The organism is Agrobacterium sp. GD03872, assembly GCF_029840625.1.
Classification (GTDB): domain Bacteria; phylum Pseudomonadota; class Alphaproteobacteria; order Rhizobiales; family Rhizobiaceae; genus Agrobacterium; species Agrobacterium fabrum_A.
This window is the reverse complement of sequence record NZ_JAOCCY010000025.1, coordinates 1-20,812: the sequence shown is the minus strand read 5'-3', so window position 1 is coordinate 20,812 and position 20,812 is coordinate 1. Positions and strand designations below refer to the sequence as shown.

The 20,812-nt window shown below is 60.5% G+C and carries 22 protein-coding genes; 13 read left to right on the top strand and 9 right to left on the bottom strand.

Annotated features, from left to right (window positions below; genetic code table 11):
- The 6 genes from N5D22_RS25935 (at position 1) to N5D22_RS25910 (ending at position 6,274) form a co-directional block, all read left to right on the top strand.
- Entirely contained in the window at positions 1 to 1,014 is a 1,014-nt protein-coding gene (locus N5D22_RS25935) for an ABC transporter permease (RefSeq protein ID WP_279657989.1), read from the top strand.
- A complete protein-coding gene (gene nikC, locus N5D22_RS25930) occupies positions 1,011 to 1,913 on the top strand; it encodes a nickel transporter permease (protein WP_004433196.1) in 903 nt (300 codons plus the stop codon). Before N5D22_RS25935 ends, nikC begins: the two co-directional genes overlap by 4 nt.
- A gap of 3 nt (positions 1,914 to 1,916) precedes the next feature.
- Positions 1,917 to 2,747: an ABC transporter ATP-binding protein gene (locus tag N5D22_RS25925; RefSeq protein ID WP_279657919.1), complete on the top strand. Its 831-nt coding sequence runs from the start codon at positions 1,917 to 1,919 to the stop codon at positions 2,745 to 2,747.
- A complete protein-coding gene (locus N5D22_RS25920; protein ID WP_035224433.1) occupies positions 2,744 to 3,484 on the top strand; it encodes an ABC transporter ATP-binding protein in 741 nt (246 codons plus the stop codon). Before N5D22_RS25925 ends, N5D22_RS25920 begins: the two co-directional genes overlap by 4 nt.
- A 180-nt stretch (positions 3,485 to 3,664) precedes the next feature.
- Positions 3,665 to 5,176, top strand: coding sequence for a serine hydrolase (locus tag N5D22_RS25915; RefSeq protein ID WP_279657920.1), 1,512 nt, complete (start codon positions 3,665 to 3,667; stop codon positions 5,174 to 5,176).
- Between the two features lie 201 nt (positions 5,177 to 5,377).
- Positions 5,378 to 6,274: a LysR substrate-binding domain-containing protein gene (locus tag N5D22_RS25910; RefSeq protein ID WP_279657921.1), complete on the top strand. Its 897-nt coding sequence runs from the start codon at positions 5,378 to 5,380 to the stop codon at positions 6,272 to 6,274.
- A 64-nt stretch (positions 6,275 to 6,338) separates the two neighbouring features.
- On the opposite strand, the gene N5D22_RS25905 is transcribed toward N5D22_RS25910, so the two are convergent.
- The 9 genes from N5D22_RS25905 to N5D22_RS25865 all read right to left on the bottom strand — a co-directional run bounded on the left by N5D22_RS25905 (position 6,339) and on the right by N5D22_RS25865 (position 15,268).
- Positions 6,339 to 7,205, bottom strand: coding sequence for a D-amino-acid transaminase (locus N5D22_RS25905; protein ID WP_279657922.1), 867 nt, complete (start codon positions 7,203 to 7,205; stop codon positions 6,339 to 6,341).
- Positions 7,206 to 7,225: 20 nt separating this feature from the next.
- Positions 7,226 to 8,284 (bottom strand): P1 family peptidase, encoded by a 1,059-nt coding sequence (locus N5D22_RS25900; RefSeq protein ID WP_279657924.1) that lies wholly within the window; start codon positions 8,282 to 8,284, stop codon positions 7,226 to 7,228.
- Between the two features lie 143 nt (positions 8,285 to 8,427).
- Positions 8,428 to 9,387 (bottom strand): sugar kinase, encoded by a 960-nt coding sequence (locus tag N5D22_RS25895; protein ID WP_279657925.1) that lies wholly within the window; start codon positions 9,385 to 9,387, stop codon positions 8,428 to 8,430.
- Between the two features lie 20 nt (positions 9,388 to 9,407).
- Positions 9,408 to 10,466: a sn-glycerol-3-phosphate ABC transporter ATP-binding protein UgpC gene (gene ugpC, locus N5D22_RS25890; RefSeq protein WP_279657926.1), complete on the bottom strand. Its 1,059-nt coding sequence runs from the start codon at positions 10,464 to 10,466 to the stop codon at positions 9,408 to 9,410.
- A 29-nt stretch (positions 10,467 to 10,495) separates the two neighbouring features.
- Positions 10,496 to 11,317, bottom strand: coding sequence for a carbohydrate ABC transporter permease (locus N5D22_RS25885; protein ID WP_026363927.1), 822 nt, complete (start codon positions 11,315 to 11,317; stop codon positions 10,496 to 10,498).
- Positions 11,318 to 11,331: 14 nt separating this feature from the next.
- Positions 11,332 to 12,270 (bottom strand): sugar ABC transporter permease, encoded by a 939-nt coding sequence (locus N5D22_RS25880; RefSeq protein WP_279657927.1) that lies wholly within the window; start codon positions 12,268 to 12,270, stop codon positions 11,332 to 11,334.
- Positions 12,270 to 13,601, bottom strand: a complete 1,332-nt coding sequence (locus tag N5D22_RS25875; RefSeq protein WP_279657928.1) for a sugar ABC transporter substrate-binding protein — start codon at positions 13,599 to 13,601, stop codon at positions 12,270 to 12,272. The genes N5D22_RS25880 and N5D22_RS25875 overlap by 1 nt, the downstream gene beginning before the upstream one ends.
- 104 nt (positions 13,602 to 13,705) lie before the next feature.
- Positions 13,706 to 14,362 (bottom strand): GntR family transcriptional regulator, encoded by a 657-nt coding sequence (locus N5D22_RS25870; RefSeq protein WP_279657929.1) that lies wholly within the window; start codon positions 14,360 to 14,362, stop codon positions 13,706 to 13,708.
- A gap of 21 nt (positions 14,363 to 14,383) precedes the next feature.
- A complete protein-coding gene (locus N5D22_RS25865; protein WP_279657930.1) occupies positions 14,384 to 15,268 on the bottom strand; it encodes a dihydrodipicolinate synthase family protein in 885 nt (294 codons plus the stop codon).
- A gap of 307 nt (positions 15,269 to 15,575) precedes the next feature.
- On the opposite strand from N5D22_RS25865, the gene N5D22_RS25860 reads away from it, so the two are divergent.
- The 7 genes from N5D22_RS25860 to rutF all read left to right on the top strand — a co-directional run bounded on the left by N5D22_RS25860 (position 15,576) and on the right by rutF (position 20,798).
- Positions 15,576 to 16,187, top strand: coding sequence for a biliverdin-producing heme oxygenase (locus N5D22_RS25860; RefSeq protein ID WP_279657931.1), 612 nt, complete (start codon positions 15,576 to 15,578; stop codon positions 16,185 to 16,187).
- Positions 16,188 to 16,591: 404 nt separating this feature from the next.
- On the top strand, positions 16,592 to 17,683 hold the full coding sequence (gene rutA / locus N5D22_RS25855) for a pyrimidine utilization protein A (protein WP_003492073.1): 1,092 nt from the start codon (positions 16,592 to 16,594) through the stop codon (positions 17,681 to 17,683).
- Positions 17,680 to 18,420, top strand: a complete 741-nt coding sequence (gene rutB, locus N5D22_RS25850; RefSeq protein ID WP_279657932.1) for a pyrimidine utilization protein B — start codon at positions 17,680 to 17,682, stop codon at positions 18,418 to 18,420. Before rutA ends, rutB begins: the two co-directional genes overlap by 4 nt.
- Positions 18,421 to 18,447: 27 nt before the next feature.
- Positions 18,448 to 18,834, top strand: coding sequence for a pyrimidine utilization protein C (gene rutC, locus N5D22_RS25845; protein ID WP_003492069.1), 387 nt, complete (start codon positions 18,448 to 18,450; stop codon positions 18,832 to 18,834).
- Positions 18,835 to 18,847: 13 nt separating this feature from the next.
- Entirely contained in the window at positions 18,848 to 19,639 is a 792-nt protein-coding gene (gene rutD, locus N5D22_RS25840; RefSeq protein WP_279657933.1) for a pyrimidine utilization protein D, read from the top strand.
- 17 nt (positions 19,640 to 19,656) lie between these two features.
- On the top strand, positions 19,657 to 20,247 hold the full coding sequence (locus N5D22_RS25835) for a malonic semialdehyde reductase (RefSeq protein ID WP_279657934.1): 591 nt from the start codon (positions 19,657 to 19,659) through the stop codon (positions 20,245 to 20,247).
- A 26-nt stretch (positions 20,248 to 20,273) separates the two neighbouring features.
- The gene (rutF, locus tag N5D22_RS25830) at positions 20,274 to 20,798 is read left to right on the top strand and encodes an NADH-dependent FMN reductase RutF (RefSeq protein WP_279657935.1); all 525 of its coding nucleotides are present in this window, start codon (positions 20,274 to 20,276) and stop codon (positions 20,796 to 20,798) included.
- The last annotated feature ends 14 nt before the right edge of the window (positions 20,799 to 20,812 follow it).

The window sequence follows — 20,812 nt, the reverse complement described above, 5'->3', positions numbered from 1 at the left end:
TTGAACAAGCGCGTTAAAAGCATATCGTCGATACTGGGCAGCGTCATCCTGACGCTGTTCGGTTTGATGGTCATCACCTTCATGATCGGGCGCGTCATGCCCGTCGATCCCGTCATCGCGGCGGTCGGCGACAACGCGCCCGAGGACGTCATCGTGCGGGTGCGGGCCGAAATGGGCCTCGACCAGCCGCTGGTCGTGCAGTTCTTCCACTATGTCACGCAGGTCCTGCATGGCGATTTCGGCAATTCGATCCTGACCCGCAATCCGGTCTGGGTCGATATCAAGCGCGTCTTTCCCGCCACCTTCGAACTTGCCACGGCAGCCCTCATTCTGGCCGCGCTGATCGGTATTCCGCTGGGTGTCTGGGCCGCCGTGAAGCAGGGCAAGCTGACCGATCAGGTGATCCGCGTCGTCTGCCTTGCCGGTCACTCCGTGCCTGTTTTCATGCTGGCGCTGATTTCGCTGCTCGTCTTTTACGCCACGCTTGGCGTCGCACCCGGCCCGGGTCGTCAGGACATCATCTATGACGGCATGATCACGCAGGTTACCGGCCTGATGACGGTCGACACGCTGCTTGCCGGCGACTGGGATGCGTTTTATGACGCCATCGCCCATATGGTGCAGCCCGTCTGCATCCTTGCCTATTTCAGCATGGCCTATATTACCCGCATGACGCGCGCCTTCATGATCGACGCGCTGAAGGGCGAATATGTCATCACCGCCCGCGCCAAGGGGCTTTCGGCCATGACCGTCATCTGGGGGCACGCCTTCCCGACGGTCGCCGTGCAGCTCGTCACAGTTCTCGCGCTCACCTATGCCGGCCTTCTCGAAGGTGCGGTGGTGACGGAAACCGTGTTCAGCTGGCCGGGCCTTGGCCAATACCTCACCGTCTCGCTCATGAACGCGGACATGAACCCCGTCGTCGGAGCAACCCTGTTGATCGGCTTCATCTATGTCGCCCTCAACCTGCTCGCAGACGTGCTTTACAGAGTTATGGATCCTCGCGTTCGATGATGTTAGCTAATTTCAGAAACTGGGCGCTGGATGAGACGCCACATTCGCGAACACAGGCTGCCTGGGGCAACCGGTATCGCATCTGGCTGAACCTCAAGTCCAACCCGCTGGCGGTGATCGGGCTTACGATCATCGTTCTCTTCATCGCGCTGTCGCTGCTGGCGCCGCTGCTTGCCCCTTACGATCCGGCGACGCAGAACCTCGGCAACCGTCTGGCGTTTCCGAGCGCCGAACACTGGTTCGGCACGGATGAGCTCGGTCGCGATATTCTCTCGCGCATCCTTTATGGCGGCCGCGTCACGCTCGGCATGGTCATTGCCGTCGTCGTTCTCGTGGCACCCATCGGGCTCGCCATCGGCTGCATCGCCGGTTATTTCGGCGGTATTGTCGATACGGTGCTGATGCGGGTGACGGATGTGTTCCTGGCCTTCCCGCGCCTCATCCTCGCGCTCGCCTTCGTCGCGGCGCTGAAGCCCGGCGTCGAAAGCGCCATTCTCGCCATCGCGCTCACCGCATGGCCGCCCTATGCGCGTCTGGCCCGCGCCGAAACCATGACGGTGCGTGGCAGCGATTTCGTCGCGGCCTATAGGCTGACCGGCGCTTCCGCCTGGCGCATCATCGCCCGGCATATCGCACCGCTCTGCGTGCCGAGCCTTATCGTGCGCATCACGCTCGACATGAGCTCGATCATCATCACCGCCGCAAGCCTCGGCTTCCTCGGCATGGGCGCGCAGCCGCCTTCGCCGGAATGGGGCGCGATGATCGCCACCGCCAAGCGCTTCATCTTCGAACAATGGTGGGTCGCCACCATTCCCGGCATCGCCATCTTCCTCGTTTCGCTCGCCTTCAACTTCCTCGGCGATGGCCTGCGCGACGTTCTCGACCCGAAGGGACATTGAGCCATGCTGGTCGAAATCGAAAATCTGAAGATCGCATTCCAGACCCGCACCAGCCGTTTCGAGGCGGTGCGCGGTGTTTCCATGAAGCTCGGCACCGAAAAGCTCGGCATTGTCGGCGAATCCGGTTCGGGCAAGAGCCTCACGGCGCGCGCACTGATGAAGCTTCTGCCCTCCAATGCCGATATCCGCGCCGACAAGCTCGCCTTCGACGGCATCGACGTGCTGTCTGCCAGCGAAAGGCAGATGCGCCAGATCCGCGGAAAGCGGGCGGGCTTCATCCTGCAGGACCCGAAATATTCGCTGAACCCGGTGAAGACCATGGGTGCGCAGATCGCGGAAGCCTGGCGGGCCCATAAGGGCGGCAGCAAGCGTGCCGCCATGGAAGCGGCGATCGGCCTGCTTGATCAGGTGAAGATCCGCAATCCGCGCCAGGTTGCCTCATCCTATGCGCATGAGGTTTCCGGCGGCATGGGCCAGCGCGTGATGATCGCCATGATGCTCGCGCCCGATCCCGAACTTCTGATCGCTGACGAACCGACCAGCGCGCTTGATGCGACGGTGCAGGCGGAAATCCTGCGGCTGATCGAGGAGCTGGTGTCGGAACGCGGCATGGGCCTCATCCTCATCAGCCACGACCTGCCGCTCGTTTCGCATTTCTGCGACCGCGTCGCCGTGATGTATTCTGGCCGGGTGATGGAGGAACTGAAGGCGTCCGAACTCCTGAAAGCCGAACATCCCTACACAAAGGGACTTCTGAACTGCATTCCCTCGCTGACGCATCCGCGCGAGCGCCTTCCCGTTCTCAACCGTGATGCAGGGTGGTCCAGCCAATGATCGACGTCGATAATCTCCGTATCAAGTTCGGCGACCGCGAAGTGGTGAAGGGCGTGTCCTTTTCGGTGGAAAAGGGCGGCAGCTTCGGCATCGTCGGCGAAAGCGGCTCGGGCAAGTCCACCATCCTGCGGGCCATGGCGGGCCTCAACGAAAGCTGGGAAGGCCGTATCGCCTTTGCCGGCAAGGACGCACCGCTGAAGCGCACGCCGGAGTTCTTCCGGCAGGTGCAGATGGTGTTTCAGGATCCCTACGGTTCACTGCATCCGCGCCAGACCATCGACCGTATTCTCAGCGAATTGCCGCTGGTGCACGGCATGGACAATATCGAAAAACGCATCCAGCAGGCTTTGTCCGATGTGGCGCTGCCGCAGGCCGTGCGTTTCCGGTTCCCGCACCAGCTTTCCGGCGGCCAGCGCCAGCGCGTGGCGATTGCCCGCGCGTTGATCGCGGACCCGCAGGTGCTGCTGCTCGATGAGCCGACTTCGGCGCTCGATGTGTCGGTGCAGGCGGAAATCCTGAACCTGTTGCAGGACCTGCGCGCGGCACGCAACCTCACCTATATTCTCGTCAGCCACAATCTGGCTGTTATCGCGCATCTGTGCCCGCAGGTTGGCGTGATGCTGAACGGGGAAATGGTGGAGCAGCTGAGTGCCGGCGATCTGCGCGATGGACGGACCAAACACCCGCATACGGAAGAGCTGCGCAGCCTGAGCATCCGGCTGGAAGAACCGGCCTGAGGTTGGTTTGGGATGATGGAGAGACGGCACAAGCTTTCCTCCGTCATCCTCGCCCCTGAGGCGAGGATCCATGCACCTGGGAGAGGTGGATCCTCGGGTCAAGCCCGAGGATGACGTCGAATATGCCGTGTCGCTTCTTATGTCCGTCCGGCTTTTAATGAAGACACAAGAGACCGAACCATGCCACAGCAATTCGACTGGAACGCCGCTTCAACCCTTTCAGAGAGCTTCGTCTCGCAATGGGCGAGCAACGAGCCGGGCGGGGCGGTCATCGGTTTCGATCTCAACGGCATTCGTTTTGCCCATGCAGGCGGTGTCGAGAGCCTTTCGACATTCGCACCTTTCACGCCGCAGAGCGTGGTGCGTTACGCCTCCGTCACCAAACACGCTTTCTGCGCCATGGTGCTTGCCCATTCCGATCTGATCGGGCTTGACGATCCACTCGGCAAACATCTGCCGGAGCTGCAATCGCCGCTCCGCGAGGTGACGGTGGGGCAGGCGCTGGATATGAGCGGCGGGCTGCCGGATACACGGGAATGCCTCTCACTGCTTGGCCTTTCCGTATACACCGAGACGAAGGCCGGACCGCTTCTCGAATACCTGTCACGGCTGACGCGGCTGAATTTCGATGCCGGCAGCGAGGTTTCCTATTCCAATACCGGTTACCGTCTGGTGGAAGCGGCGCTGGAACGCCGGGGTTTCTGTTTCGACGATTTCGTGCAGACGCAGATTGCCGGGCCGTTCGGCGTGTTTCTCAAGGCGCCGGATGTCTGGAACGATCCTGTCGATGGGCTGGTGCCTGGCTACTGGAAGGCCGAAGACAACTGGCAGCTTTCGGCCGCCGGTCTGCATATTTCCGCTTCCGGCAGTCTTGCCGGCAGTGCCGAAGCACTTACCCGTTGGTTGCAGGGTCTGATGCGCGGCGAGGGCAGCTTCGCGGGTGTTCTTGACGCGCTTTCCGCCGAGCGGCCGCTCGCGGATGGGCGGATGAGCGAATATGGCTTGGGCTTACGCTGGTCGCATCTCGGTGACAGGCACTTCGTCGGTCACGGCGGTTCGCATCCGGGCTACAAGACCTATTTCCTGCTCGATCCGGAAAATGGCACGGGCTTCGTCGTGGTGTCCAACCGCGAGGATACCAACGGTTTCAAGATCGCGCTGGAAAGCATGGCGGCTTTGACCGGCCTGCCTTTGCCCAAACCCGCCACCAACCTTCCTGATGGTCTTTACGTGACCGAAAGCGGACCGTGGTGGCTGGAGATCAAGGGCAGCACATCCACTTTCATCGATGGCGACGATACGCTTTATGAAGATGCCGATGGCTGGGTTTCTTCCCGCTCCGCATCCTCGCCCATGCGCCTCAGATGTGAAGGCGATGCGATCGTCGGTGAGGCCGGCCATGCCGCCCGCCGTTTCCTGCCGGTTGGCGATCATGCCGTGCCGGATGATCTTTCGGGAACGTGGCGCTCCGATGAGGGCGCCGATTTCACGATCAGCGGCTCGTCACTGACGATGGGCATCGGCCCGACGCGTCGCAGCATGCCTCTGAAGGCGCTCGGCAATGGCCGCTTTCTCTTCACGCTGATTGATGGGCCATGGACGAAGCGCGTCTGCCTCAACCGGCTGGGTGACGACCGGATCGAGCTGGTCTCCAGCCGGGCGCGGATGATCGAATATTCCAGAAGCCGCTAACGGTCTGAACCGATCCCGTTGCGTCCCGCAAACGCGACGTCATCCTCGGGTCAAGCCCGCGGATGACGCAAGCGGCCGCTCGTCAGTTTCCCAAACGGCCCGAAGCTTTCTAAAGGGTTTCAATCAGCCCTTATTGCTCCTAATAAAGACCCCATGTTCCGGTTGAAGGCTGGGACGACATCTTTGTGGGAGAACAGGCCCTTGGAAGTCAAATGGCTCGAGGATTTCCTGGCGCTGGCCGGAACGCTCAATTTCTCGAAGGCGGCGGATGAGCGGCATGTGACGCAATCCGCCTTCAGCCGGCGCATCAAGCAGCTTGAAGCCTGGGTGGGGGCGACGCTGGTCGACCGCGCCTCTTATCCGTCGCGGCTGACCGAGGCGGGGGTGAAGTTCGTGCCGGTGGCGCAGGAGACGCTGAAGCAGCTTTACCATGCGCGGCGCACCCTGCTGCAGGAAGAAGGGGCCGATGCGAAGACGGTCCGGCTGACGGCGCTGCATACATTGTCTTTCACCTTCTTTCCCGACTGGCTGAAACGGGTGAACGAGACGGCCGGGCCGCTATTCTCGGTTCTGCGGCCCGATTCCGGCAGCATGGAGGAAAACCTCAATTCGCTGGTTGACGGGCAGAGCGATTTCCTTCTGACCTATGCCCATCCCGAAGTGCCGATGCTGCTCGATGCGCAGACCTTCGAGTTCCGCGTGCTGGGTGCCGAAAACATCATTCCCGTTTCCGCACCGGCGAAAAATGGCTCACCGCTGCATGCGCTCACGGAAAATGCGCGAAAACCCTTCGCCTATCTCGATTACGAAAAGGCCTCGTTCTTCGGGCCGTTGCTGCGCGATCTGCTGAGCGCGCGCCTGCCGCAATTCGAACGGGTGCATGAGGGCAGCATGTCGGTGGGGCTGAAAGCCATGGCGATGGCCGGCTGGGGTGTTGCCTGGGTGCCGGAAAGCCTGATGCGGCACGAGTTGGACAGCGGCGCGCTGGTGCGCGCCGCCGATGACAGTTTCGATATTGCCGTCGATATCCGGCTTTATCGTTCCAAGGAGAACCGCCGGCCCGTTGTCGAGCGTATATGGGCGGTTCTCGAAGGCTAAAGCATTTCCAGGAAAAGTGGCCCCGGTTTTCCGTCCGGAAATGCGACAAACAAAAAGCTTTCGATCAGATCGCGGTGCGGCGGGCGTTTTCCAGATAGAGCGCGCGCAGACGGCTGACGAGCGGGCCAGGCTTGCCGTTACCCACCGGCTTGCCGTCGATCTTCGTCACCGAAACCACGAAGTTGGAGGCGCTGGTCAGGCAGGCTTCATTTGCATTCAGCGCTTCTTCCAGCGTAAACGGCCGCTCTTCCAGCGTGAAGCCGGCTTCTTTGGCCAGTTGCAGGGCGGCGAGGCGGGTGCAGCCGGGCAGGGTCTTGTTGCTGTTGCCGCGGGTAATGATCTTCTTGTCGCCGGTGATGATATAGGCGGTTGAGGACGCGCCTTCGGTGACGAAACCATCCTCGATCATCCACGCCTCGTCGCAGCCTTCGGCCTTGGCGATGCGCTTTGCCATGACCTGCGGCAAAAGGCAGACGGTCTTGATATCGCGGCGTTCCCAGCGCTGGTCCGGAACCGATTTGACGGCGATGCCGACCTCTTCGACCGGAGTGCCGATCAGCTTCTTGGCCTGGGTAAACATGACCAGCGTCGGCTTCAGATCGGCGGAGAACAGGAAGTTGCGGTCTTCGGCCCCACGCGTCAGCTGCAGATAGATCATGCCTTCGACGAGGTTGTTGTCGGCAATCAGGCGGCGTTCGGCCTCGACGATTTCCTTGGTCGTGACCGGCAGGGCCACGTCGATTTCGCGGGCGCTGCGCTCCAGACGGGCCATATGCAGGTCGCTGTCAATCAGCTTGCCCTCGAGAACCGAGGTAACTTCATAAATGCCGTCGCCGAACAGGAAGCCGCGGTCGAAGATGGAGAGGCGGGCGTCCGCTTCGGGCAGGAATTCGCCGTTGACGTAAACGATGCGGCCGGATGGGCTAGTCATGAAAACTCCGTCTGGAAAAGTCAGGCTGAAAGAAGGGTTTTAAGGGCGTCGATGGAAATGGCTTCGACCGTGGAGGCCTTGCCGGTGCCGGCATTGAAGCCGGTTGTCGTGGTTGCCGCGCAGAGCGAATTGAGGATCGCCTCCTCCGTCGCCTCAATCGCTGCTTCGAAGAGCGGCGAAATCGCATCGTTGGAAAGCTCAGGATATTCCGCCACCGCCTTGCGGCGCGCCGGCGTGCGGCGCAGCCGCTCATCGGTGGAAAAGGCCAGCGCATAGTCACCGGAGCCATTGCTGAGTGCGGCACCCGTGCGGGCCAGCCCGCCGAAGCTTCTGGCCGCGAGACGCTTCAGATTGCGGGAGGAGAGCGGCGCGTCGGTTGCGACAATGATGACGATAGAGCCGTCCTTGTCCTTATGGTCAGGGCTGACATAGGGCTTGCCGCAGACCAGCAGATGGCCGCCGTAATTGGATTGCACGAGAATGCCGAGCGTATAGGTCTTTCCGGCGATGGTGACGATGCGGGATGCGGTGCCGATGCCACCTTTCATGCCGAAAGCGACCGTACCGGTTCCGGCACCCACGCCACCCTCGACCACCGGGCCTGTGGCCGCGTTTTGCAGCGCGGTCGAAATTTCCTCTACAGTAGGGCGTCCGCCGCGGATGTCGTTGAGGCGGGAGTCGTTGGTCTCTCCGACGACCGCATTGATGGACACCACTTTTTCATTACCCGGCTGCGCCAATGCGTGGCGGTTGATCGCCTCGATTGCCCGGCCGGTCGCCAGCGTATTGGTGAGGATAACAGGTGTTTCGAGTTCGCCGAGTTCCTCGATCTGAGTGGAGCCGGCAAATTTGCCGAAGCCGTTATAGACGGCGAAGGCGGCGGGCACCTTATCCTGAAACAGATTGCCGCCATGCGGCAAGATCGCGGTTGCGCCGGTGCGGATCGTGTCGCCTTCGATGACGGTCGAATGGCCGATGGTCACGTCTTCGACATCGGTGATGGCGTTGAGCGGGCCGGTCTCGAAATGGCCGGGCCGGAAACCGATATCGCGCAGTCTCGGGCGGGTCGTCTGATGCATCGGGCGATCACTTTTGCGGAATGCAGGCTCAAGGTGGAACAGGCGCGGCTTGCGAAAAGCTTTGCTCTGACTTGACGTTAGACTACTTTGCCGGGAAACGGCATCGCAAAAATGGAATAGTTTTATGCGGGCAATGGATGCGCTCAGGAGGCGCGTTGCGCGGCTTCGTCTTCACGCTGCAGCCATTGCCGCATCGCGTCTTCCGTCTCTTCGCGCGTCGGTGCGCCGATGCGGCCGCCGAAGACGGTGCATTTCAGCGCGGCGGCAACGGAGGACAGGCGGATTGCGGCGCGGCTTTGCATGGCTTCAGCCATCGCCAGCGCAAAGGTGCCGTGGAAGATATCGCCCGCCGCCAGCGTGTCCACCGCCTCGACCTGCATCGTTGACTGGAAATGCACGGTCGGATTGCCGGCCTCGGTCCACCAGCAGCCCTGCGGACCGGCGGTGACGGCGATGAATGTCTGCGGATACCGGGCATGCAGCACCGGCAGCATGTCTTTCACCGTTTCAAGCCCGGTCAGCCGGGCGGCGGCGGGTTCGGAAAAGACGATATGGGTTGCGGCGGGTGCGAGCTTCTCCAGCGTTTCCACCGGCGCAACATCGCCATCCAGAATGGCGGGTTTGCCAAGCGCGCGCGCCACAGTGAGCACATCGAGTGCCAGCTCCGGCCAGCGCACATCCACCAGAACGGCATCGAACGGGGCAATATCTGCCGGCGTGCAGGAGCGTTTTTTCTCATGCAGGCGATGATCGTAAAAAGGCACGATCAGCCGTTCTCCCCGGTCATCGATGATGATCGTCGACAGGGCCGAGCGCGCCCCGGCGGCGATGGTCATGCCCGCAACATCGATGCCGCTTTCGGCGAGATCGCGCAGGATGCGGGCGCCGGTTTCGTCGTCGCCCACCGCACCCCACAGGCTGGCGCGGCCGCCCATGCGATGCACGGCATAGGCGGCGCTCGAAGCCATGCCTTCGGCAATCTGCAGCATCTCATAGGGCAGGACCTTGCCTTCGCCCTTCGGCATGTCATGCACACGGAACAGGGTGTCGAGCACGGCAGCACCCACGCAGAGCACATGCTTGCCGCCCGCTTCCTTTACCATTCTCTTCGCTCCTGCCGTGTTCAGATACGCTTGCCGCTGTCCTTGTCGAACAGATGCACCGTTGCCGGATCGATGGCAATATGGATCGTATCGCCGAAGCGGACATTGAGGCGCTCGCGGAACAGGCAGGCGATCTCGTCACCCTTGCAGTTCAGCTTGGCGTAGATTTCCGAGCCGGTGCCTTCGACCAGTTCGACCCGGCCTTCGATGCCGGTCTCGGCGGCGCGGATATGTTCCGGCCGCACGCCGTAGACGAGGTCGCGGCCGCCCAGTTTGCCGATATCGGCATTGACGGGCAGCGGCAGGCTGAGGCCCTTTGCGGTGCGGAAGACGCCTTCCTCGACACGGCCGCGAATGAAATTCATGGCCGGCGAGCCGATGAAGCCGGCGACGAAGAGATTGGCGGGATTGTCGTAAAGCTCGAGCGGCGCGCCGATCTGCTCGATCACGCCATCATGCAGCACCACGATCTTGTCGGCCATGGTCATGGCTTCCACCTGATCGTGGGTGACATAGATGGTGGTGGTGCCGATGCGCTGGTGCATGGCCTTGATCTCGCCTCGCATCTGCACGCGCAGCTTGGCGTCGAGGTTGGAGAGCGGCTCGTCGAACAGGAAGACCTGCGGATCGCGCACCAGCGCGCGGCCCATGGCGACACGCTGGCGCTGGCCGCCGGAAAGCTGGCGCGGATAACGGTCGAGCAGCTTTTCCAGTCCCAGAATGGCGGCGGCCCTGTCGACCTTGGCCCTGGTTTCGTCCGCGCTCACCTTCTTCAGCTTCAGCGCGAAGCCCATATTGTCCTTCACCGTCATGTGCGGATAAAGCGCGTAGTTCTGGAACACCATGGCGATATCGCGGTCGCGGGCGGGCAGGTGGCTTACCTCGCGCGCGCCGATGTGGATTTCGCCATCGCTCAGCTCTTCCAGCCCCGCGATCATGCGCAGCAGGGTGGATTTGCCGCAGCCGGAAGGGCCGACGAGCACGACGAATTCGCCATCCTTGATATCGATATCGATGCCGTGGATGATGTTGACCGCGCCGAAGCGCTTCTGGACGTTCAGGATATTGACCGGTGCCATTGTAAAGGTTCCCGTTATAATTTGTTGGTTCAGCCGCCCTTGACGGCGCCGGCGGTCAGGCCCGCCACGATCTGTTTCTGCGCGAACATTGTGAGCAGCAGCACCGGCAGCGTGACGATCAGCGCGGCTGCGGCAAGCGGTCCCCAGCTCACCTGTTCAAAGGAGAGCATGTTGTAGACCGCGACCGGCAGGGTGCGGGTTTCACGGCTGGCCAAGACGATGCCGAAGACGAAGTTGTTCCACGAGAAGATGACGGCGAGGATGAAGGAGACGACGATGCCGGGCTTGGCAATCGGCAGCGCCACCAGCCGGAACACCTGCCAGGAGGAGGCGCCGTCAATGCTTGCCGCCTCTTCCAGCTCCTTCGGTGTGGTTTCGAAATAACCGATCATGATCCAGACGACGATCGGAACCGTCACCACGAGATGGATGATGATCTGTGGCCAGAGTGTGCCCAAGAGGTTCAGCCATTGGAACAGCAGGAACAGCGGAATGAGGAATGAGAGGCCGGGCGTCATACGGGCGATCATGATGACGACGGCGGATTTTTCCGCCTTCAGCCGGGCGATGCCGTAACCGGCGGGCACGCCGATGACGAGCGCCAGAATGGTGGCCGCGCCGGTGACGAGCACCGAATTCCAGAAATAGAGGAAGAAATTATTCTCCTCGAACACCTTCACATAATTCGACCAGGCGAAACGTTCGGGAATGAGGATCGGCGGATAGGCGCCGTTGTCGATTTCATATTTCAGCGACAGCGAGATCATCCACATGAAGAACAGGATGACCGGCGAGATCATCACCAGTGCCACGAAGAAAAGGCCGATGCGATCGAGTGTCTTACGTTTCAGGATTTTTCCAGACATCAGCGATCCTCCATCTCGTTCCATTGCGAGCGCTGGCGCACCATCAGAAGCACGAAGGAGAGCGCCACGATGATGATGAAGAAGACGACGGCCATGGCCGAGCCGTAACCGATGTCGTAGTAGGCAAAGGCCGTGTTGTAGAGATAGATGTTGATGGTTTCCGACGCCGTTCCCGGGCCCCCTTGCGTCATCGCATAGATGATGTCGAAGCTTTTGACGGCGTCGATGGAGCGGATGATGACGGCGATCATCAGGAACGGCGCAATCATCGGCATGGTCAGATAACGGAACTTCTGCCAGGCATTGGCGCCGTCGATTTCGGCGCTCTCATAGGGCTCGCGCGGCACGGCAGCGAGACCACCAAGCACGATCAGCATGACGAGCGGGGTCCATTGCCAGGTCTCCACCAGCACCAGCGAGGGGATGACGGTTGACTGGTTGTAAATCCATTCCAGCGGGCCGATGCCGATGAAGGAGAGCAGATAGTTCAGGACGCCGAGCTGCGGGTGGAACATCATGGTCCAGACGAGCGCGATGGCGACCGGGGTCGCCATCATCGGCATGACGAAAACGCCGCGCAGGAAACCGCGCAGCGGAAACTGCGCATCGAAAACCAGCGCCGCCAATGTTCCGAGGAACAGCGGAGCGACGACCGACAGCACGGTATAGATGAGCGTGTGCCAGAGCGATTCCCAGAACCGTCCGTCACTGGCGAGCCGGATATAGTTCTCGAAACCGATAAAGCTCTGCTCCTGTCCGAGCGTCCAGCGGTGCACGCTCATCCACAGGGTAAAGACCCATGGAAAAACGATGACAGCCAGAATGACGATAAGTGCCGGTATGACGAAGGGCCAGTAGTTGGGAGCAAGCCTTGCCGGCCTGCTCCCTTCTCTACGACTGACGCCTGTCTTGGTGTTTTCGATGCTCACGGAGGCCATTATCCCTCGCTACGTGCCAGAACGGGTGCGAACTGTTCCGTCGCCTTTTTCAGTTCGGCTGCCGGGTCCGCGCCGCCGATCATGTTGGTGAGGCCGACGCCGTAGATGTCGCGGAACTCCGTCACCGGAATGATGACGGGAAGCGCAAGCTGGGAGACCTTGCCGGAACCGACAACGGCATCCAGCCAGGCGGCCGGCATCTTCACGCCTTCGCGGACCTTCTGGTCTTCGAGGATGGACTGGCGGAATGGAACGCCGGCACCGGCCTGCAACAGACGCGCGCCCATTTCATGCGAGATCGCCCATTGGCAGAAGAGATAAGCGGCTTCCTTCTTGCTGCTGGCTTCGACAACACCAAGACCATCGCCGAAGGTGCCGGCGGCCTGGGTTGCAGGGCCCTTCGGCATGACGCCGTAACCGACCTTGCCGACGACGCGGGATTTTTCCGGGTTCTCGATTGGCGGCGCAAAGCCGACGCCATCGAACCACATGCCGATCTTGCCCTGCAGGAAGGCCGATTGTGCTTCCGCCCAGTTGAAGCCGGAAACGCCGGGAGGGGCGGCCTTGGTCATCAGGCGCTGATAGAGCTTCGCCGCCTCCACGGCTTCCTTGGATTCGGTATCGATCTTTCCGTCCGCACCGATGGGCTTGGCGCCGTAACCCAGCATCAGCGAGGTCCAGACCGGGGTATTGGCGTTCTTCAGGCCACGGGCGACGAAACCATAGGTGTTGGTGGCGGGATCGGTGATCTTTTCTGCCGCCGTTACCAGTTCCTCGAAGGTTTCAGGGTATTTCAGGCCCTTGGCTTCAAAGAGTTCCTTGTTCCAGTAAACGATCCAGTAATCCACCGAGAAGGGCAGCGAGCGCAGCACGCCGTCGCTATCCTTGGCAAACAACATGCCGGCTTCAGCGAAATCCTTTTCGACGAGCGACGGATCGGTGAGCGACGGGTCCTTGAGGAAGCCGCTGATATCGGCCAGCCACTTGCCCTTTTCGAACTGGCGCTTCTGGACGTGATAGCTCAGATGCACGACGTCGAAGCTCGGCTTGCCGGAGGAAAGCTCGATGACGACTTTCTGGCGCTGCTGCTGTTCCGGGGTTGCTTCGGCATTGACCTTGATGCCGGTCAGCTCTTCGAATTCGCCGAGATATTTGATCAGTGTTTCGCTGCGCGGGCTTTTGACAAGGTTGACTTCGAGCGTCGTTCCGGCGTGTTTTTTCCAGTTCACCGCCGCCGATGCCGGGCGAATGCCGAGCATCGCGCTGCCGCCAATCGCGGCCGTGCCTGCCAGAAAGGCGCGACGCGTGGGGTTGAGCAATGAATGCGTCATGTCACTTCTCCTCCAGATTAGCCGGAAATTCTCCTCACCCCGGCTTGTTGCTTATTTTCCTGCAATCCCGACGCAGGACCGTTTTCGACCCTGCCGGCGTTGCCTTACACCGCCAGCGCCCTGTCCCTTGCGTTGCGGATATGGGCGGTCAACCGTTCCACGGCCTCTTCCACGGATCGCCTCTCGATGGCTTCGAGAATGGCGAGATGTTCCTTCATCACCGACTTCACATGGCCGGCAATACGAAAGCGCTCCTGATTGATGAGGCGCATCTTGATGGAATTGACCCGATAGGCGTTCGAGATGATCGAATTGCCAAGCGCATCGATGAAGGCATCGTGCATGCCCCAGTCCACCTGCTGCGCGTGCTGGTCCAGTTCCGGCGATTCCTCGCCCTTTTCTGCCGCTTCGGCGATATCGCGATGCTGCTTTAAAAGCTTGGCGATGGTCTCGTCCGAGGCCGAACGGGTAAAGAGCGCCACGGCCTCCTTTTCGAGGAATATACGGAACTGGAACGCCTCGCGGATGAGGTTGAGATCGATATGGGCGACCTGCAATCCCCGCTGCGGCACGGTCTTGATCAAGCCTTCCGCCTCCAGCCGTGGAATGGCCTCCCGGATTGCCCCCAGCGGCAGACCCGTCAATTCCACGAGGCGGCGTTGCGAGATGAATTGCCCCGGGCGAACGTCGCGCGAGAGAAGGTGATGCGTAAAGCTTTCATACGCCCGTTCCCGCAATGTCTGTTCGCCGGTATCGTCCATGCTCAGCCTTTCAAGGTTGGTTCAGGCGGCCTGCCTGCGAAACAGCGCGTCGAATGCGCCTTCGATCTGCCGCCGGTCCTCCGGTGAAACGGCGACGAGCGGGGCGCGCACGTCAGACCAGATGGTTTCCCCTGTTGTGTGTGATACCAGCACCTTGACGGCGGGCGTAACCGGGAATTTCAGAAGTTCCACAACAAGATCGACGACACGCTCATCGTCCTTGCCGTCAACGGCCATGGCGCGCACTTCCTTAGTCAGGAAATTGGCGACGCCCGATATCGCGCCCTGACCGCCGAGGCGTACGCCTCTCGCCAGATCGCGCTCATCGCCGATCAGGATGGCGAGATCGCCGTGCTCCTTCAACAGGCGTTCGGTATGGCTCCAGTTGCCGGAGGAGTCCTTCACGCCGGTGACGATGCCGGGGAATGCCTTTTTCAGTCTTCCCACCAGCTCGACCGACAGTGTCACCATGGTCACGGAGGGGATGTTGTAGACGAGGATGTCACGCGCATCCTTGCCGATCTTTGCGAAAACCGACGAGAACCAGGCAAACAGGCCGTCGTCGCTGACATTCTTGAAATAGGAGGGCGGGGCGAGCAGAATATTGCGGACGCCGGCTTTCAGGGCTTCCGCCGACTGGTCTGCCGCATCCTCGATGGAATCCACGAGAACGCCGGTGACAAGGCGGGACGGCGCAATACCGGCCCCGATGAAGCGGGAGAGGATGACCTGCCGTTCGCGGCTGCCAACGGAACATCCTTCGCCCGTGGTGCCGAAGAGTGTCACGCTGTCGCAGCCATTTTCAAGGCAGCGACGGGCATGGGCGATCATGGCATCGATATCGACCGCGCCGTCCTTTTTGAAGGGGGTGGTCAGGGCTGCCGAAAGGCCGAATTTCTGGGTCAATTAAGATGCTCCTCCAAGGTGACCGCGAATTGATAGCGCGCTGACATGTTAGCTGTAAAGAGGTAATTGATGGGCGACTTGTTGGTAGGTCGGCGGCGGATGTTTACCTTGATGCTCAGCGGCAGGGCGGTTCTGCGGAGGTGGCATGGACTGGCCGCGCCGTATGAAGGCGGATACTGTTTTATCGTGGTGCCAAGGGCCTGTCCCGCTTTGCAGGGCGCGCGAATACATGCGAAAATAAAATTTGACTGTTGGAGTAAAGATTTTTATCAGGCACTCTGAATATAGGGATAAAGGGACCATCATCATGACCATTGCGGAACCGGCAGCGCCTGTAGCAGAGATCGAGCAAAGCCGCGTCAAGCGCCTGAAGGCTGCGACGCGGGGTGCGCATAGTGATCTCGATGCCTTCATCATGGCATCGAAGCCCTTCGAGAGCCGGGAGAATTTCGGCAAGTTCGTGGAAACGCAATATCTCTTCCATCGTGACCTCGATGCCTTTTTCTCCAATGCAACGCTTGACGGCCTGCTGCCAGACCTGAAGGGCCGCCGCCGCCTCTCCATGATCGAGCAGGATCTTGCCGATCTCGATCTTGCCATTCCCGAAGCGGTGGAGCCACGCTTTACCGGTAAAACCCCGTTCGATCTGCCCGAGGCCATGGGCTGGCTTTATGTGGTGGAAGGCTCCAATCTCGGTGCTGCTTTCCTGCTGAAGGATGCGGCCAAGCTTGGGCTGAACGAAGAATTCGGCGCGCGCCATCTGGCCGGTGCGCCGGAAGGACGCGGCCTGCACTGGCGCACCTTCACCGCCGCGCTCGATGAAATTTCGCTGACCGTCGAAGAGGAAGAGCGCGTCGTCGCTGGCGCCGAAGCGGCCTTCCGGGCGGTTCATGCCTATGCGCAGCAGCGGTTGGGTTGAATTTTTGGCATAGCTTAATGGCGGGAAACGCCCTTGCGCGGAACACGCCGTCGACGGCGCTCCGCACGCGACGTCATCCTCGGGCTTGACCCGAGGATCCATTGGTTACAGTGGGTTATGGATCCTCGGGCCGAGCCCGAGGATGACGAAGAGTGTGAAGCAGTTCTTGCCGCACTTTCAGGCCCATTTGCGACAGCCTCGTTCCTGCACCTCTCGCATTCCATTTGTGCCGAATAAACAGGCAAATATTTTTACCAAATGATAAAATTTTTATCTTTTGGTCAGGGCTCGGCGCACCCCGAAATTTTATCCATTTGATAAAATTATTTTATTTGGTCTGGCACAGAACCTGCTACTCTTTTGTCAAGTCAGGAGACACCTGACGCTAAAAAGGGAACAGCAAAATGGAAGTTGGTGTTTTTATCCCGATCGGGAACAATGGGTGGCTTCTTTCCGAAAACGCGCCGCAATACAAACCGAGCTTCGACCTGAATAAGGCCATCACCTTGAAGGCGGAGCAATATGGTTTCGACTTCGCGCTGTCGATGATCAAGCTGCGCGGTTTTGGCGGCAAGACCGAGTTCTGGGACTATAATCTGGAATCCTTCACGCTGATGGCGGGCCTTGCCGCCGTCACCTCCAAGATCAAGCTGTTCGGCACGGCCGCAACGCTGGTCATGCCGCCCGCCATCGTTGCCCGCATGGCGACGACCATCGATTCCATTTCCGGCGGCCGTTTCGGCATCAACCTGATTACCGGCTGGCAGCGTCCTGAATATAGCCAGATGGGGCTCTGGCCGGGCGACGATTATTTCGGCGACCGCTACGAATATCTCGGCGAATATACCTCCATCTTGAAAGAACTGCTGACGGAGGGCCAGTCGGACTACAAGGGCAAGTTCTTCCAGATGGACGATTGCCGCATGAAGCCGGTGCCGCAGGGCGACGTCAAACTCATCTGCGCCGGTTCCTCCAACTCCGGCATGGCGTTTTCGGCCAAGTTCGCCGATTACAGCTTCTGCTTCGGTGTCGGCGTCAATACGCCGAAAGCTTTCGCCCCCACCAATGAGCGGCTGCTGGCGGCAACGGAAAAGACCGGCCGCGAGGTTAAATCCGTCGTGTTGACGATGGTGCTTGCCGAGGAAAAATCCGAGGATGCCTGGGCGAAATGGGAGCACTACAAGGCCGGTGCGGATGAGGATGCGATCAAGTGGCTCGGCCTGCAAAGCGCTGTCGACACCAAATCCGGCTCCGACACCAATGTGCGGCACATGTCCAATCCCGTCTCGGCGGTCAATATCAACATGGGAACGCTGATCGGCTCCTATGAGGAGGTGGCGGCCATGCTGGACGAGATGAGCGAAGTGCCGGGAACGGGCGGCGTGATGCTGACTTTCGACGACTTCCTCGAGGGCGTGGAAAAATTCGGCAAATATGTGCAGCCGCTGATGAAGAGCCGCGCGCATGTTCAGGCTGCACTGGAGGCTGCGGAATGAGTGAAGCCGTTGTGGCGGGTTACAAGGGGCCGGAAAGCCGTTCGGAAAGCGTGACGCTTCCCGCCCGGCCGGAGCCGATCACCCTCAAGCCCAGCGAGACCGCCGTTGTCGTGGTCGACATGCAGAACGCCTATTCGACCGAGGGCGGTTATGTCGATCTCGCCGGTTTCGACATTTCCGGGGCCAAGGGCACCATTGCCAACATCAAGAAGACGCTGGATGCCGCGCGCGCGGCGGGTGTTCAGGTCATTTATTTCCAGAATGGCTGGGACAAGGACTATGTCGAGGCGGGCGGCCCGGGTTCGCCCAACTGGCATAAGTCCAACGCCCTGAAGACGATGCGAAAGAGGCCGGAGCTGCAGGGCCAGCTGCTGGCCAAGGGCACGTGGGACTATGCCATCGTCGACGAGCTGCAGCCGCAGCCCGGCGATATTCTGGTGCCGAAGACGCGTTACAGCGGTTTCTTCAATACCAATATGGACAGCGTACTGCGCGCCCGCGGCATCCGCAATCTGGTCTTCGTCGGCATCGCCACCAATGTCTGCGTGGAAAGCTCGCTGCGCGACGCCTTCCATCTCGAATATTTCGGGGTGATGCTGGAGGATGCCACGCATCATCTCGGGCCGGACTTTATCCAGCAGGCGACGGTCTACAATGTCGAGAAATTTTTCGGCTGGGTCGCCACCGTCAATGATTTCTGCGGCGTCATCTCGCAGGCCGCACCCGCCAGCGCTTGATATTCAATCACTAAAGAGGAGAACGAAATGCCGAAGAAGATCGTCGTGCCCGCCGGCACCAGCAAACCCATCGCTCCCTTTTCGCCGGGAACCCTTGCCGACGGCGTGGTTTATGTTTCCGGCACGCTGCCTTTCGACAAGGACAATAATGTCGTGCATGTGGGCGATGCCAGCGCGCAGACCCGCCATGTTCTGGAGACCATCAAGTCCGTCATCGAAACCGCCGGCGGCACGATGGAGGACGTGACGATGAACCATATCTTCATCACCGACTGGGCGAATTATCAGGCCGTCAACACGGTCTATGCCGAATATTTCCCCGGCGACAAGCCGGCGCGTTATTGCATCCAGTGCGGCCTCGTGAAGCCCGACGCGCTGGTGGAAATCGCTACCGTCGCCCATATCGGCAAGTAGGGCGAAACGGCAGATGATGCATTTCGAGGTTCATGGCCGGACTGATCCTGAGGCGCCCACAATCCTGCTGTCATCGGGACTGGGCGGATCGGGCGCCTATTGGGCGCCGCAGATCGAAGCCCTTTCCGATCATTTCCGGATCGTCACCTACGACCATCGCGGAACCGGCAGGACAGGCGGCGAGGCATCGGCGGAGGGCGGCATATCGGCGATGGCGGATGATGTGCTGGAAATCGTCTCGGCGCTGAACCTCGAGAAATTCCACTTCATGGGCCATGCGCTTGGCGGCCTGATCGGGCTCGATATCGCGCTCAGCCGGCCCGGCCTTATCGACAGGCTCGTTCTGATCAATGCATGGAGCAAGGCCGATCCGCATTCCGGGCGCTGCTTCGACGTGCGGATCGAGCTTCTGGAGAAATCCGGTGTTGAGGCTTTCGTCAAAGCCCAGCCGCTGTTTCTTTATCCGGCCGCCTGGATGTCGGAACATCAGGAGCGGCTGGCGCGGGACGATGCCCATGGCGTCGCGCATTTTCAGGGTGAGGTGAATGTGCTTCGGCGCATCGCGGCACTGAGGGCCTTCGATGTGGACGCCCGATTGGGCGAAGTCGGTGGCCCGGTGCTGGTGGTGGCGACGAAGGACGATCTGCTGGTGCCATACACCCGCTCCCTGCGTCTTGCGGCGGGCCTGCCTCGGGGAGAGCTTTGCCTTTTCGATTTCGGGGCGCATGCGGTCAATATCACCGAGCCCGAGCTTTTCAACCCACGGCTTCTGCAGTTCCTGCTGCCGGCCACGCAAACATTCTGACAGGATTTTAGAGAAACATGACGAAAGCACTGGACAACGAGGCACTGGCAACACTTTTCACCGAGGCGCGCACCCATAATGGCTGGACGGACAAGCCGGTCAGCGACGAGACGCTGAAGGCGCTCTACGATCTGACAAAGATGGGGCCGACCTCGGCCAATTGCTCGCCGGGGCGTTTCGTGTTCGTGCGCAGCCCGGAAGCCAAGGAAAAGCTGCGGCCGGCGCTGTCTTCCGGCAATCTCGAAAAAACCATGGCAGCCCCTGTCACCGTCATCGCCGCCATCGACAGCGAATTTTACGAGAAGCTGCCGGAGCTGTTTCCCCATGCGGATGCGCGCTCATGGTTCACCTCCAGCCCTGCTGTGGCCGAGGAGACGGCCTTTCGCAACGGCACCCTGCAAGCGGGTTATCTGATCCTCGCCGCCCGCGCCCTGGGGCTGGACACCGGAGCGATGTCCGGTTTCGACAAGGGCAAGGTGGATGCGGCGTTTTTTGCCGGTACGACTTGGAAGTCCAACTTCCTGATCAATCTCGGTTACGGCGATCCGTCGAAGCTCTTCGGCCGCCTGCCGCGTCTTGCCTTTGAAGACGCCTGCGTGCTGGCTTGATGGCCTGTTAAGGAAGGATGGGTTAGATGCAGAGGATGTCTCTTGAAAAGGAAGCGGAAATGGAGACGAAGACTGCACAGCAGCGCAGCCTCGATTATAGAAACGCCATGGCGCGGCTCGGTGCGGCGGTCAACATCGTCACCACCAACGGCGCGGCCGGCAGGGCAGGTTTTTCCGCGACGGCGGTCTGCAGCGTATCCGATAATCCGCCCACGCTTCTCGTCTGCCTCAACCGCAATTCTTCCGCTTACAGGGTGGTGAAGGCCAATGGCGTCGTCTGCATCAACACGCTTGCCGGACATCACGAGGTGCTGAGCACGCTTTTCGGCGGCAAGACGCCGGCGGAGGAACGTTTCGCCGCCGGAAGCTGGGGCGTGCTCGAAACCGGCGCTCCGGTTCTGGAAGATGCGCTCGTTTCCTTCGATTGCCGCATCCGCGAGGCGCATGATGGCGGCACGCATGATATTCTGATCTGCGATGTTGTGGATATGAAGATCAATGAAGGTGATGAGGCGCTGATGTATTTCAACCGGCGTTACCGGGTGCTTTGAGGCGGCCGTTTTGG